At 50.4% G+C, this 13,299-nt stretch carries 12 protein-coding genes; 10 read left to right on the top strand and 2 right to left on the bottom strand.

Annotated features, from left to right (window positions below):
- Positions 1 to 5: 5 nt before the first annotated feature.
- The gene (locus JT719_RS10915) at positions 6 to 608 is read left to right on the top strand and encodes a hypothetical protein (RefSeq protein ID WP_207433071.1); all 603 of its coding nucleotides are present in this window, start codon (positions 6 to 8) and stop codon (positions 606 to 608) included.
- A 219-nt stretch (positions 609 to 827) separates the two neighbouring features.
- On the opposite strand, the gene JT719_RS10910 is transcribed toward JT719_RS10915, so the two are convergent.
- Positions 828 to 2,165, bottom strand: coding sequence for a T9SS C-terminal target domain-containing protein (locus tag JT719_RS10910; RefSeq protein ID WP_207433069.1), 1,338 nt, complete (start codon positions 2,163 to 2,165; stop codon positions 828 to 830).
- A gap of 52 nt (positions 2,166 to 2,217) precedes the next feature.
- Positions 2,218 to 5,034: a TonB-dependent receptor gene (locus JT719_RS10905; RefSeq protein WP_207433067.1), complete on the bottom strand. Its 2,817-nt coding sequence runs from the start codon at positions 5,032 to 5,034 to the stop codon at positions 2,218 to 2,220.
- 832 nt (positions 5,035 to 5,866) lie between these two features.
- Between JT719_RS10905 and JT719_RS10900 the strand changes: the two genes are divergently transcribed.
- The 9 genes from JT719_RS10900 to JT719_RS10860 all read left to right on the top strand — a co-directional run bounded on the left by JT719_RS10900 (position 5,867) and on the right by JT719_RS10860 (position 13,249).
- Entirely contained in the window at positions 5,867 to 6,508 is a 642-nt protein-coding gene (locus tag JT719_RS10900) for a heme exporter protein CcmB (RefSeq protein WP_207433065.1), read from the top strand.
- A 144-nt stretch (positions 6,509 to 6,652) separates the two neighbouring features.
- On the top strand, positions 6,653 to 7,318 hold the full coding sequence (gene ccsA, locus JT719_RS10895) for a cytochrome c biogenesis protein CcsA (protein WP_207433063.1): 666 nt from the start codon (positions 6,653 to 6,655) through the stop codon (positions 7,316 to 7,318).
- Positions 7,305 to 7,583 (top strand): CcmD family protein, encoded by a 279-nt coding sequence (locus JT719_RS10890; protein WP_242693135.1) that lies wholly within the window; start codon positions 7,305 to 7,307, stop codon positions 7,581 to 7,583. Before ccsA (JT719_RS10895) ends, JT719_RS10890 begins: the two co-directional genes overlap by 14 nt.
- A 142-nt stretch (positions 7,584 to 7,725) precedes the next feature.
- Positions 7,726 to 8,151 (top strand): cytochrome c maturation protein CcmE domain-containing protein, encoded by a 426-nt coding sequence (locus JT719_RS10885; RefSeq protein WP_207433060.1) that lies wholly within the window; start codon positions 7,726 to 7,728, stop codon positions 8,149 to 8,151.
- 147 nt (positions 8,152 to 8,298) lie between these two features.
- A complete protein-coding gene (gene ccsA / locus JT719_RS10880; RefSeq protein ID WP_207433059.1) occupies positions 8,299 to 10,905 on the top strand; it encodes a cytochrome c biogenesis protein CcsA in 2,607 nt (868 codons plus the stop codon).
- A 183-nt stretch (positions 10,906 to 11,088) separates the two neighbouring features.
- Entirely contained in the window at positions 11,089 to 11,892 is an 804-nt protein-coding gene (locus JT719_RS10875) for a Rossmann-like and DUF2520 domain-containing protein (RefSeq protein ID WP_207433057.1), read from the top strand.
- A 96-nt stretch (positions 11,893 to 11,988) separates the two neighbouring features.
- On the top strand, positions 11,989 to 12,318 hold the full coding sequence (locus JT719_RS10870; RefSeq protein WP_207433056.1) for a 2Fe-2S iron-sulfur cluster-binding protein: 330 nt from the start codon (positions 11,989 to 11,991) through the stop codon (positions 12,316 to 12,318).
- 143 nt (positions 12,319 to 12,461) lie between these two features.
- Positions 12,462 to 12,701, top strand: a complete 240-nt coding sequence (iscX, locus tag JT719_RS10865; RefSeq protein ID WP_207433054.1) for a Fe-S cluster assembly protein IscX — start codon at positions 12,462 to 12,464, stop codon at positions 12,699 to 12,701.
- Positions 12,702 to 12,754: 53 nt separating this feature from the next.
- Positions 12,755 to 13,249 carry a KdsC family phosphatase gene (locus JT719_RS10860; protein ID WP_207433052.1) on the top strand — a complete coding sequence of 165 codons (495 nt, stop codon included), beginning with the start codon at positions 12,755 to 12,757 and terminating at the stop codon, positions 13,247 to 13,249.
- The last annotated feature ends 50 nt before the right edge of the window (positions 13,250 to 13,299 follow it).

Genomic DNA, 13,299 nt, shown 5'->3' with positions numbered 1-13,299 from the left:
TAAGTATGAAAGAAGGCAACCTGAAGAAGGTTGCCTTTTTGTTTTCGGTCGTTTTTCAGAAAAGCTGCCCAAAAATGAACCTAAGCTCATCTAACCTTCTATGCGGGCATTCAACCGGCATTTTGCTGTTTCTACGAACGGCCGGGAAAGCTTTATCGGGGAAAATTGAATCTTGGGCTACTGAATTATATAGTTTGTCTAATATAAAATTCTGGCCTGCTCTGGAGCCCTACCTTTGCATCAGAATTACAAACAACTGTACTTTACAAATGAAAAATCTTACTCTTGCTCTCGCCTTCTCGTTGTCTTTTGTTGGAATGTCTACAGCGTACGCGTCTCAACCTACAGAAAGAAATTCAGGCAAGGCAGAGGCAAGATCTCTGTACCAGGTGTTGCAACTAAGCGAAACCCAGTTTGTGAAACTGAGAGGCCTGGAGAGAGAAAGACTACAGGAATTAAATGTGGTGCATAACATAGCGCCGGCTGACCGGCTGGAATCTTTGGTGGCAGAGATCAGCGCCCGTTACGAAAACGCGGTCCTGCAACACTTAAACCCAGCGCAACAGAAATTATACACCGCTTACCAGGCAACCTCTAAAAGACACTAATCCTTTATACTCTCACCCTTTATTAACTTTTCCAATAAAACAGAAACAAAACGGGCCTCCATTGGAGGCCCGTTTTGTTTCTGTTTTTCTCATGAAAGATAAAGCCCGCCATCTCTGGCGGGCCCCCTGCGCATGGGAGACTAAGCCATGCGCAAAGTGATTGTGCCATCGTTATTTCTCACCCATATTGACGGCCAATCTTGTCTTTGATATTGTAGATTAATAGTCAGTGTTCTGTGGATCCCAGTTGGTCCAGCCGGTGGTCCAGTCAGTAGTACCGAAGGCTCCGATGAAGGTAGTGTTCTCAAAGCCGGTGGTGCCGGTGAAAGAAGCCCCGCTCAGCGCCATAGAGCCAGTCTGTGGTAAGTAAGGAGCAGTTGTTGCCAGGCCAAGCTCATTCATGGCTTTGATGCTGTTGCCGTTACCAGCTGTGCTAAACCAGGTTGCCGCGTTGAAGGCTGAGGTAGACGAGGAAGCTTTGTTAATGGCACTGTTTTCGCCAGCGCCTGCCACTACGGTGTTCATGATTTTGATGCCGCCGTTCTGCGCATATCCCTCCACTACGGAGCCATCAAGGGTGATGCCTTTGGCGAAACCGCTGATGATAGAGTTGCGGATAGAAAGGCTGGTGCCTTTTTTCAGGTGAGCACCCTGGCCAAACTGAGCACCAGAAGGCAAGTTGTTGCCTGGGCCAATGATGGTCACGTTAGAGAAAGTAGCGGTGGTCAATGGAGTTCTGGTAGAACCGGCACCGTCGTTGTCAGACTCAAAACCGTTGGAAGCACCACCGGTGGCCACGTCCCACATGTTAGGGTCGCTGATACCTAAAGCATACTGTACTCTTCCGTTGTATCCATAATCAGTGTCAAACATGTCATCGGTGGTTCTGTAGGCCACCAGGTGCGTGGCGTTCACTGTTCCGCCAAACCACTCAAAAGCATCGTCACCGCCAAAAGAAACCTGTACGTGGTCAATCTTGGTGCCTGAGCCTACAGAGCCTAAGGTAAGGCCGTTCAATTCTTTGTTAGGCTGCAGGGGGTAACCGGCAAACTCAATGCGCACGTAGCTGAAAACCCCGGAATTGTCGGCGTCATTGGTTCCGCCGTAATAGGCTACTGGTCCACCTTCTACAATTGGGTCCTCGGCCTGGTTGTGTCTTGCTTTCCCTAAGATCACTACCCCACCCCAGTCACCGGGAGCACGGTTACCTTTGGGTTGGTTAGAAGTAAACACAATGGGTTTTTCGGCGGTACCCTGCGCCATGATTCTGGCGCCACGCTGAATCAATAAAGTGCCCTGCGTAGCTTTTTCGCCTTTGATGATGGTACCTGGTTCTATGGTGAGGGTTGCGTTGTTGTCTACATACACAAAGCCTTTCAAGGTATAAACGGTATCTGCGTCAAGGGTTCTGTTTGCGGAGATAGTGCCTTGCAGGTTTGCGTTGCCTTTCACGGTTGGGGTGGGCGTGTTGCCGTCTTCCTCGCTGTCATTGCACGAGGTGAAGCCCAAAGCCAGACCTGCCAAAAGCATAAGTGATAATTTACCTAAGTCTTTCATACTTGTTTTCTGAAAAGTGTTTAGTTGGAATAATTGAAAGGTAAGTCGTTGATTAGAAGGTGTACCCTAAGGTGATGGTGCTGTACATGCCTCTGTTGAAGAGATAGATAGGCAGGTCTGCTGACCCGATTTCGCCATCTTGGTTGGTGTCTTCCTTGAAGCGGAATTTCTGGTTGAACAGATCGGTCACGCCAGCCTTCAACTGCATTCTGTTTTTGAAGTTCTTGGTAACCGTCAGGTCCACCACGTGGCGCGGCAATTCATAGATGGTTGGGTTCTGCTCATCGCCCACGCGGTAGATTCTGGTGCCCAGCACATTGTACATGATGGAGTACTGCCAGCCGGTTTCCTCATCTTGGTAGTACAAGCCGGTGTTCACGATGTAGGGTGATTGACCCATCAAAGGACGCTCCAGGACTTCTCTGGAAGACTCACCGCCCAGGTTCACGCGGCTGTGGATCAATGAGGCATTCAGCACCAGGGAGTGGTTTTGGAGGAATTTGCTGCCGAACAGATCTCTGAACGATTTGCGGGCTTCGGCCTCAATTCCCACGCTGTTAGCGTAGTCACCATTCACGAACGTGTAGTTGGTACCGGTACCGGCTTCCAGTTTGGTTTCAATGGGGTTGATGAACCGCTTGTAGAAAACACCCAGGGAAAGAAGCTCGGCCGGAGAGGGGTAGAATTCATACCGCATGTCCACGTTGTGGATGGTAGCGGTCTTCAGTTCGTTGTTACCGCGCACCGAGGCGTTCTCGTTGAAATCATAGAAGCTGAAACGGGCCTGTTCTCTGAATTCGGGGCGGTTTACTGTCATGCCGTAAGCCAGGCGCAACAGGGAACGGATGCTGAAGTTGTAGGCCACGTTCACTGAAGGCAGCACGTAAAGTTTCTTATCGTCTACTTCGTAAGTGCCCGATTGGTCGGCGGTGGTTACCTGGCGCCAGTTGTACTCAGCCCGAGCCCCTCCGTAGAAGTTCACCCGGCCAAAGAACTGCTTGGCAATACCGGCATACCCGGCGGCAAGGGTGTTAGAGGCATCGTATTTGTCAGCGATGGTGGTTCCTTCGTCAAAAATCAGCCCGTTCGGGAAGGCGATGTTCTGCGGGGCGAAGATTTGCTCCAGCGGTAGGTTCAGGATGTTTTCATCGGTTCTGCCTCCGCCAATTCCGGCGTTACGCTTATAGTTGAGCGTGCGGGCGTTGAAGTCGCGGTCTTTTCTTTCGGCGTAGAACCCGATGTTCAGTTTAGGGGCATTCTCCACGTCGGCAGAATCGGCGGCGTTGAAGAGGTGCTGCCACTGACCTTCGGCGATGTAGGCGCTCTCGTTCAGGTCAGAGAAGAAACGGGCGGCATCGTACGGGGTAGACAAGGTGGAAACCTGTACCCGGTATGGGCCTTCAGAGCCGGCATCACGCTGGGTGCGCACCCGGCGCAAATCCGGTTCCTGACGGTTGATGAAGTTGTAACCCGCCGACCAGGTGAAGGTGTTCTTTTGATCTGCGGTAGAGTGCGTGCCCTGTAACTGACCAGTGTAGATGCTGCGGCTCTCGTAACGCAGGGCGTAGTTCTGCTCTTCTTTCACGGTACCGGTCTCATAGTTGAAGCCTTGGCGAACCGTGGTCTGAGAGATGCCTATCTGGTTGAAGAGGTTGCGGAATTCTATCTTGTTGTTCTCATTCAAGCGCATGGAGAAGTTCTGCAACAAGCCCACCCGCACAGTGTTACCCGAAAGTTGGTCTGTGTAGCTCCAGTTGGTGTCTACATTGCCGTTAGCCTGTTGCTGCTGGTAGTCATTGCGGATAGTGTTCTGGCGCAGGCGGGCGTTAGTGTAAGTCAAGGCCGTGATGCTGGAAACCCGGTTACCGGCCACATCAAAGACCCGGTTCAAGCCTACGTTCAGGCGAAGGTCTGGAGCCGCGGTGGCTTTCTCTGGTCTCCAGGTATTTGGCAGATCCAGGTTCTGGCCGTACTGGGCACGCTCAGCGTAACTCAGGTTCTGGAATTGCGCGGTAGTTGGGAAGTTGCCGGGTAATTGTCTGGTGCCGCTGTCAAATCCTAAGAAATCGGTTTTGCTGCCTTTGTAAGAATAGTAGTTGTTGTTGAAAGTGGTGCCGGTACGGTAGCCGGTTCCAATGTTGAAAGTGGTGCTGTTCTCGGTTACCGCGTTTCTGGTAGTGACCTTAATGGCCCCGCCCGCAAAATCGCCGGGTAATTCGGGGGCCGGTGATTTATAAATCAGAATTCGGTCTATGACGCTGGTAGGCAGTACATCAAAGGAGAAGGCGCGTACGTCTACTTCAGAAGAAGGCGTGAGCACGTTGTTCAGCATCACGGAGTTGTAACGCTCGCTTAAGCCCCGCACAATGATGAAGCGGTTATCCTGGATGGTTACCCCAGGGATTCTGCGTACGGCCTCAGCGGCATCGCGGTCCTGGGCTTTTACAATCTGCTCATTAGACATCCCGCTCACCACAATATTGCTTTGCTTGATGTCTTTGATGAGCGAAATATCATTGTTAACCTGCCGCTCGGCTACCACCGTTACTTCGCCCAGACTGTGGGCATCGTCTTCCAAAGAAGGGTTTAAGGTGGTGGTTTTGCCGGCCTCAATCTTAATGCCTTCAAACGTAAGCGGTTTGTAAGACACGTAGGTCACCGTTACTTTGTAGGTGCCCGGGGCTAATTTAAGGGCGTAATTTCCGTCTATGTCGGTGGCTGCCACGTTAGAGGTGGTGGCAGAAACAGTGGCTCCAATAATGGCTTCGCCGGTCTTTTTGTCTTTGACTTTACCAGCGAGCGTTCCCTGCTGGGCATAACTAATACCCGCGCTTATCAGGAGGGAGAGGGTGAGTAGAAAAGATTTCATTTGGTAATGATTAGTCTCGCTGCAAAACTAGACCCACCACTTTACCCCATGATTAACCCCTTTTTAAGCTATTGTTAAGTTGAGAAAGCAAATGTTAACCTGATGTTACCAGGGCATTCAACCTCTTGTTGGAAGGCTGAAATAGCAGGTTAAAAGCTGTTTTTAAGGCTGATTTTGTGAAAAGACCATTGAAACGCATGGCTTCTGGAAGCATGCAGAAGACTTTAGAAAAGAGAAAGACAGGTAGGATTTGTTTTCAATCGGAACTGCTTTAATCTCTGAATGTACCTGTTGAGGCTAGGGCCTCACGGCAGTTGCAAACTGCCATCATAGTAGGTCCAAGTCACAGACTTGAACCATGGAAGGAAATGCGTGAAAGAGTCAAGGCAGTGCCTTGTCTCTACGGTTCCACCATCACCATCACTGCTTCTGCCTCTTTCTTTGATTCCAGTCTTTCGGGCGAGCGCCTTAGCAGGTTCCGGTGCCGCAGGCATTGCGACTGAAAGGAGCAAAGGAAGCTGATACAGCGCGAGCGCGGAAGACGGGGCCCCGCGGCCGTGAGCGCAGAAAGCTAGCTATGAAACAACAAAGCTCATGAGTCACTGGATCAGCAGCACTTCGCCCTCAAAAGCAAACTACGTGCACAAGACGCTACAAGATATCATCAATATCCTCCAATTCTCTTCCATATTCCCGCTACTTTCCAGAAAGTAACCCTAAAACAAATCACCCCCGGCGGGAATAATGACGGAAATCATCCATCAGCATTCATTTGTGTTGTACCTTTGCGGAAAAGTTAGAAGAAGTGCTGCTGAAAGAGGTTATCTACCTGATGCAAAAGGATTTTGTGCTGGAATGGCGGCAGAAGTATGCGTTCAACGGCATGCTTCTGTACGTGGGCAGCACGGTTTTCATCTGTTACCTAAGCTTCAGTTTGCGCTTCGGAGGACTGGAGGTGCCGGTCTGGAATGCCTTGTACTGGATCATTTTGCTGTTCACGGCGGTGAACGCCATTGCTAAGGGATTTGCCCAGGAAAGCCGTGGCCGTTTGCTCTATTATTATAGTGTGGTGAGTCCGCAGGGCGTGATTCTGGCCAAGATGATCTACAACGCGGCGCTCATGCTGGTACTTTCCCTGCTGTGTTTTACGTTCTACGCAGTAGTGATTGGCAACCCGGTGCAGGACGTGGGCATGTTCCTGGTCACCATTGTGCTGGGCGCGGTTGGGTTTGCCACGTCCCTGACCATGATCTCGGGCATCGCGGCCAAAGCGGCCAATACCGGCACGCTGATGGCGGTGCTCAGTTTCCCGGTGATGGTGCCCATGCTGCTCATGCTCATGAAGATGTCCAAGAACGCCATTGACGGGCTGGACCCTTCGGTGAGTCTGGACGAGGCGCTGGTGCTGCTGGCCATCAATATGATTGTGGTCACCGTGTCTTATATCCTGTTCCCGTATTTGTGGCGCAGTTGATAGTTGATTGAAAAATAGAAGCTTGTTTCCTTGGAAGGAAATTGTAGATGAACGCTGCTGCTTGCTGTGATCAGGAGCTGTCCAGGAAAATAAAAAGAAGAAGGGTGTTTTAAGCCCGAAAACAGAAAATTAAGTTAAAAACGAATGAAGCTTTCTTGGTGGAAATGGCTGACCATAGTATTGCTGTTGTATACAGTTATTATGGGTATGCTCAGTGAGGTGCCTCGTTTGGCCATCCTGAACGAGACCATCCGCAACCTGTACTTCCACGTGCCCATGTGGTTCGGGATGATCCTGATCCTGCTGGTGTCGGTGGTGTACTCTATCAAATACCTGCGTAATCCGCTTACCCGCAACGATATTATTGCCTATGAGTCGGCGAAGGTGGGTATCCTGTTTGGTGTGCTGGGCATTATCACCGGCATGGAGTGGGCACGTTTCACGTGGGGCGAGTTCTGGAGCAATGACCCCAAGCAGAACGCCTCAGCCATTGGCCTGTTGATTTACTTCGCGTACCTCATTCTGCGCGGTTCCTTCCAGGACCATCAGCAGCGCGCCCGCATCAGTGCGGTGTACAACATCTTCGCGTTTGCGGCGCTTATTCCGCTTTTATTCATCCTGCCGCGCATGACCGATTCTCTGCACCCGGGCAACGGCGGGAACCCCGGTTTCAACTCCTATGACCTGGACAGCCGCCTGCGTGCCGTGTTCTATCCGGCCGTGATTGGTTGGACCCTGCTGGGAGTTTGGGTGGTGCACCTGCGCACCCGTTTGGAAGTTTTAAAGCAACGATTCTATGAAAATGCATAAATGGCTCCTGATGCTGCTCCTGACCTGGGCAGCGGCTTTTTCGGCCCCGGTTTACGCCCAGAACGCTCCTGAGCAAGGCTCCACCATTGAATACACTTCGGCAGATAAAGCAGCCGCTGACCCAGAGATGGCCGATGTACTGCGCCGCGACGGAAAGATCTACATTGTGGTGGCCGTGCTGGTAAGTGTGCTGCTGGGGGTTCTGCTGTATCTCATCAGCTTAGATAAAAAGATTGGCCGGTTAGAGCGCGAGCTTCGGCAATAAAACCCGTTTTGGGGCAGTTTTCCTTTAAACTGCTCTAAAACGGTAATTGCTTACCGGATGCAGAAAAAGCGCCGGCAAGCGGATTTAATTTAAAGTAAGTGTTGTTAGAGAAGCGGAGTATTCCGCCAATGCTTGAATAACCATGAAAAGAATACACATTATCGGGATTCTGATTATTGCCGTGGCCATCGGCATCATCATGTCTACTGCTAGTGATGCCAGCGTGTACGTGCCTTTCAATGAAGCCAAAGCCAGAGCTCAGGAAGGCGATGACACCAAGGTACATGTGGTAGGCCGGCTGAAGAAAGATGCCAAAGGCCACATTGTAGGAATGAAGTATGACCCCATGCTGGACCCCAATTACTTTTCCTTTGTGTTGGTAGATACCAACCGGGTGGAGCAGCAGGTGGTGTACTACAACCCTAAACCGCAGGATTTTGACCGATCTGAGCAGGTGGTGATCACCGGAAACATGCAGGGTAACACCTTCGTGGCCGATAAGATTTTGCTTAAATGCCCTTCTAAGTACACCGAGAACGAGGTGAAGGTAGAAACGGCAAGCCTATAGTGCAGTTCTGAGTCTTGAGTTCTGAGTCTTGAGTTATTCAAGGCAAAGCCAATTCTCCCTTAGTTATTGTCATTTATAAGAGTTTTAGGGTTGTTGTTTTGAGTTTCTGACTCAAGACTCAGAACTCAAGACTCATAACTATTTAAAATGGTTAATACTTTAATTGGTGATTTGGGTCACTACAGTGTCATCATCGCGTTTGTGACGGCGCTGGTCTCTTCATTTTCTTTCTCTTTTGCTGCCAACGGCAATGCGCTGGATGGTGAGCAAGCCTCTTGGAAAAAACTAGCCCGCGTTGCCTTCTTTGTGCACGTGCTGGCGGTTTTCGGGATAATTTTCTGTCTTTTCAACATTATTTACGAGCACCGCTACGAGTACCACTACGCGTGGAGCCACTCTAGTAACCACTTGCCGGTGCATTACATGATTTCCTGCTTCTGGGAAGGCCAGGAAGGATCTTTCCTTCTGTGGATCTTCTGGCACGCTTTGCTGGGCCTGGTGCTCATCAAGTTTGCCGGCAAAAAGTGGGAAAGCCCGGTAATGGCGGTGTTCTCGTTTGTGCAGTTGTTCCTGACCTCTATGATCTTGGGTGTGGTGATTGGGGACCTGAAAATCGGGTCTTCACCGTTCATCCTGATGCGGGACTTCATGACCGATGCCCCGGTGTTCCAGATGGACCCGAACTTCGTACCGAAAGATGGTACCGGTCTTAACCCACTGTTGCAGAACTATTGGATGGTGATTCACCCGCCGGTGCTGTTCCTGGGCTTCGCTGCTACCCTGGTGCCGTTTGCCTTCGCTATTGCCGGTCTCTGGAAAAAAGACTTCTCTTCCTGGACCAAGCCAGCCTTGCCTTGGGGCTTGTTCGCTGCCGTAGTATTAGGCGTGGGAATCATGATGGGTGCCTACTGGGCCTATGAAACCCTGAACTTTGGTGGTTACTGGAACTGGGACCCGGTAGAAAACGCGGTGTACATTCCGTGGCTGGTGCTGGTGGGAGCTATCCATACCTTGCTGGCCTACCGCAAAAGCAGAACCGCTTTACGTGCTACGTTCATTTTGTTCATTACCTCGTTCCTGCTGGTGTTGTATGCTACCTTCTTAACGCGGAGCGGTATCTTGGGGAACGCCTCGGTGCACTCGTTTACTGACCTTGGTTTGTCTGGTCAGTTGTTCACGTACTTGGCAGCTTTCGTGGTACTGGCCATTGGTCTGTTGGTGGTTCGCTGGAAAAACATCCCGGCCACTGAGAAAGAGATCGCTACTTATTCTGGTGAATTCTGGGTATTCATTGGCGCCGCGGTGCTGTGTTTGGGAGCCTTCCAGGTGCTGGTTACTACGTCAATTCCGGTGTACAATGCGTTCATGGGCTTCATTGGTGTGAAAACCAACGTGGCGCTTCCCGCCGATCAGATTGCGCACTATACCAAGTTCCAGATGTGGATGGGGATTGCCATTGCCATTCTTTCCGGAACGGGGCAGTTGCTGTGGTGGCGGAAGCAAAACAGCGGCACCAAATTATCTGAAGTGTTCATGCTCCCGCTCATCTTCACGGGTCTGTTTACCTGCTTGATCTTGTTGGTCAGCAAAATGGGCTACTTTGAGCGCATTGATAATCCTGCTTATATTCTGTTGTTGGCTACGGCCCTATATGCGGTGTTCAGTAACCTGGCTATTCTGTTGGGGGTGCTGCGGAAGAACGTCTCCATTGCCGGTGGTGCCGTGGCGCACATTGGCGTGGCCCTGATGCTGATTGGTATCTTGTTCTCTGCCGGTTACTCTAACATCATCTCCACCAACATGTCTGGCATGGTGTACGCCCGCGAGTTTGGCGATGAGATCAACCGTGACAACGTACTCTTGTGGAGAAATGCTGCCACGGATATGGGACCGTACAAAGTAACCTATAAAGGTCAGTACCTGGAGGTGAAAGGCTTGCCAGATTACGTAAACAAGCAGCAGCTCTTCAGAATTGAAGACGAGTTCAAGGCTATTGCCCGTGGTCCGCTGAAAGACGGCGACAAAGTGGTGTATACCTCCGGCGATACCGTGGAGATCTATCCAGAGAACACGTACTACGAGGTAGAATTCAAGAACCGCGAAACCAATAAAGTATTTACCTTGTACCCTCGGGCGCAGGTGAATCCGCAGATGGGCTTACTGGCCTCACCGGATATCAAGATGTTCGGGACCAAAGACCTGTACACGCACGTTTCCACTATCCCGGATTTCAACGAAGAGAAGGAGTGGGGCGAGCTGAAAGAGTACCAGGTGAAGATTGGCGATACGCTGTTCGTGAATGACTACGTAGCCGTGCTGCACGGTATTGAGCCCGCCAAAGACACCCTGCTCCTGAACCTGAAACCTGGCGACGTAGCCGTACAGGCCGATATGCAGGTACTTGGTGAGCGCCGTACCTACCACGCACACCCTATCTATGCCATCAGAGACCGTATGGTAGGCCGCGTTCCTGAGGAGATTGAAGACCTGGGTCTGCGCATCATGCTCCTGAACATTGATCCGGAGAAAGGTCAATTTACCATTGGTATCAACACCACGCAGAAAGATTACATCATCCTGAAAGCGATGGAAAAACCGTTCATTAGCATTCTGTGGATTGGTACTATCATTATGAGTGCGGGCTTTGTGATGGCTATTGTGCGCCACTACAAAGACGGAAAAGGAGGCAGCAGCAAGGGCCCTAAAGGTCCGGCCGGAAAAGTAGCCGTAAAACGCGAAAAGCAGTTGGCCTAACTTAGTTATCTGATAGATTCAAAGCCGTTTGTTTGAGAAACCTCAGGCAAACGGCTTTTTGTTTTTGCCTTGCTTTCCTGATAACAGCCCTGAAACGAAGCTTAAGGGCTGGTTCCTTTACTTCCGTGGGGGCTTAAGGAAAGAAAGCAGTTACTTTATCCTCCAGAACAAGTACACAATATAATGAAAGTAGGAATTGTGGGGGCTGGCAACGTAGCCACGCACCTGGTGAAAGGGCTTGCAAAGATTGGGGTAGAGATACCGGTGATTTATAGTAGAACCTTAGCCTCGGCCCAAAGGCTTGTGGAGCATGCTCCAACCGCTATTCCCACAGGAGCAACAAACTTCCGGGAATTGCCCCACGCAGATATTTACCTGTTGGCTGTGCCCGATCAAGCCTTACCAGAGTTGGTTCAGAAGGCGAGTTTCCCGGAAGGGGCAGTAGTGGCCCATACATCCGGTGCTCAGCCATTGGCTTTGTTGGCTTCGCTGACAGAAGTCACAACAGGCGTGTTCTATCCGCTGCAAACGTTCAGCAAAGAAAAGGATCTCAATTGGGCCCAAATTCCTATCTGCGTGGAGGCCTCTACACCAACCGCCGAAGAAGCCCTTCTTACCTTAGGCAAAAGACTCAGCCATCAGGTAGTGTTGATGAAAGGGGAGGAAAGACGGCAATTGCACGTGGCGGCGGTGTTTGCCTGTAATTTCACCAACCATCTATGGGGCGTGGCCCAGGAAATCCTGAAAAAGGCCGATCTGCCGGTAAATCTGGTGGCGCCGCTGGTGCAGGAGACTGTACAGAAAGCCTTTCAGTTTCCGCCGTTCACGGTTCAGACCGGACCTGCCCAGCGGGGAGACGTAAATACCATTGAGGCGCACCTGCAACTGCTCAGTTCTGAACCACAGTACCAGCATCTTTACCAGGTACTGACCCAAAGCATCCAAACGGTGGCTGAAAAGGGGTTAGTTTCCGGAAAACAGGCCTAAAACAGGCGGTTTAAAGGAAGGAACTGGTTACAACAGGACCGAGTTTTGATTAGGGCCGTTGTATGCCTACCTTTGCACCTTTAAACAGTCATACGCATGAAAGTCGTTAATATTACATATAAGTTCGAGGACGGGAAGCCAGACGAAACCCACATGGGGGCAGAAGGCGAATCTGTGTTAGACGTGGCCCTGAACAACGGAATTCAGTTGCAGCATAACTGCGGCGGGGTTTGCGGTTGCAGCACGTGCCATGTTTACGTGGAAAGCGGGATGGATGACCTGCCTGAGATCTCAGACAAAGAAGAGGATTACATTGACCGTGCCGTTAACCCTCGTATCAATTCCCGCCTGGCTTGCCAATGCGTGGTGCAGGGCGGGCAAGACTTAGTTATCACCGTTCCTAGACAAGACTTCCTGGGACACTAAAATTATCCACTGGTTTTAAGGGTGTAAAGAAGCTAAACTCTAACTGATGGGGTAAATCAGTTAGCAAAACTCCTTTGTTTAAAACCTTTCGGTCTCTAGTTCACTATTAAGTAGTAATCAGCAATTTTTAAGCTAATAAGAGTATGAGCAAATCATATGAACCACCAATGAAGTGGAACGACTACGAAGACATTGCCATGGCCCTATACGAGAAATTTGGCGATGAATTCGGGGAGAACAAAATCTACCGTATCCGGTTCACTGATTTATTGGAGTGGGTATTGAGCCTTCCCAATTTTGAAGGCAAGCGCGAAGAAGCCAACGAGGGTCATTTGGAGCAAATCCAGGCCAAGTGGGTGTACGAGTGGCGCGATAACCAATAGTCTTCTTTTTTAGCTGCTGCTTTCAATTCCTAGGCCAAAATCCCTGATCAGTCATGCAAGCACTTCCTGATTTCAAGAATATCACCACGTTCATTTTTGATGTGGATGGCGTTTTGACAGATGGCACCCTGCTGTGCTTCTCTACCGGAGAGCAGGCACGGGCCTTCAACATCAAGGACGGGTACGCCATCAGGCATGCCCTCAAGAAAGGATACCGGGTTGCCATTATCTCGGGGCGCAATGAGCCTGGGGTGCGCAAGCGTTTGGAGTCTTTGGATATCAAAGACATTTACCTGGGCGTTGAGAATAAGCTTGATACCTTCCAGAATTATGTCTATTATTATGGAATTGACCCAGAAACAGTAGTGTTCATGGGCGATGATATGCCTGATATGGAAGTGATGCAGCACTGCGGAATCTCCGCTTGTCCCGCCGATGCCGCTATTGATATCTGTGACATCTCGCAGTACGTAGCCACTGCCGAGGGCGGCAAAGGAGCAGTACGTGAACTCATTGAGATGGTCATGAAACTACAGAAACGCTGGTAGTTACTTTTAAGCAGTTTTCCTTGTTTTTAATTTTTTTATAAATAAAGTTT

The sequence above is a fragment of the Sabulibacter ruber genome (assembly GCF_017355955.1).
Lineage (GTDB): Bacteria > Bacteroidota > Bacteroidia > Cytophagales > Hymenobacteraceae > Nibribacter > Nibribacter ruber_A.
This window is presented reverse-complemented; position numbering and strand designations above follow the sequence as displayed.

Bases quoted from the DNA above. Each gene is read 5' to 3' on its own strand.
- JT719_RS10915 (WP_207433071.1), top strand. From the start codon at position 6: ATGAAAGAAGGCAACCTGAAGAAGGTTGCCTTTTTGTTTTCGGTCGTT.
- JT719_RS10910 (WP_207433069.1), bottom strand. From the start codon at position 2,165: ATGAAAGACTTAGGTAAATTATCACTTATGCTTTTGGCAGGTCTGGCT.
- JT719_RS10905 (WP_207433067.1), bottom strand. From the start codon at position 5,034: ATGAAATCTTTTCTACTCACCCTCTCCCTCCTGATAAGCGCGGGTATT.
- JT719_RS10900 (WP_207433065.1), top strand. From the start codon at position 5,867: ATGCAAAAGGATTTTGTGCTGGAATGGCGGCAGAAGTATGCGTTCAAC.
- ccsA (WP_207433063.1), top strand. From the start codon at position 6,653: ATGAAGCTTTCTTGGTGGAAATGGCTGACCATAGTATTGCTGTTGTAT.
- JT719_RS10890 (WP_242693135.1), top strand. From the start codon at position 7,305: ATGAAAATGCATAAATGGCTCCTGATGCTGCTCCTGACCTGGGCAGCG.
- JT719_RS10885 (WP_207433060.1), top strand. From the start codon at position 7,726: ATGAAAAGAATACACATTATCGGGATTCTGATTATTGCCGTGGCCATC.
- ccsA (WP_207433059.1), top strand. From the start codon at position 8,299: ATGGTTAATACTTTAATTGGTGATTTGGGTCACTACAGTGTCATCATC.
- JT719_RS10875 (WP_207433057.1), top strand. From the start codon at position 11,089: ATGAAAGTAGGAATTGTGGGGGCTGGCAACGTAGCCACGCACCTGGTG.
- JT719_RS10870 (WP_207433056.1), top strand. From the start codon at position 11,989: ATGAAAGTCGTTAATATTACATATAAGTTCGAGGACGGGAAGCCAGAC.
- iscX (WP_207433054.1), top strand. From the start codon at position 12,462: ATGAGCAAATCATATGAACCACCAATGAAGTGGAACGACTACGAAGAC.
- JT719_RS10860 (WP_207433052.1), top strand. From the start codon at position 12,755: ATGCAAGCACTTCCTGATTTCAAGAATATCACCACGTTCATTTTTGAT.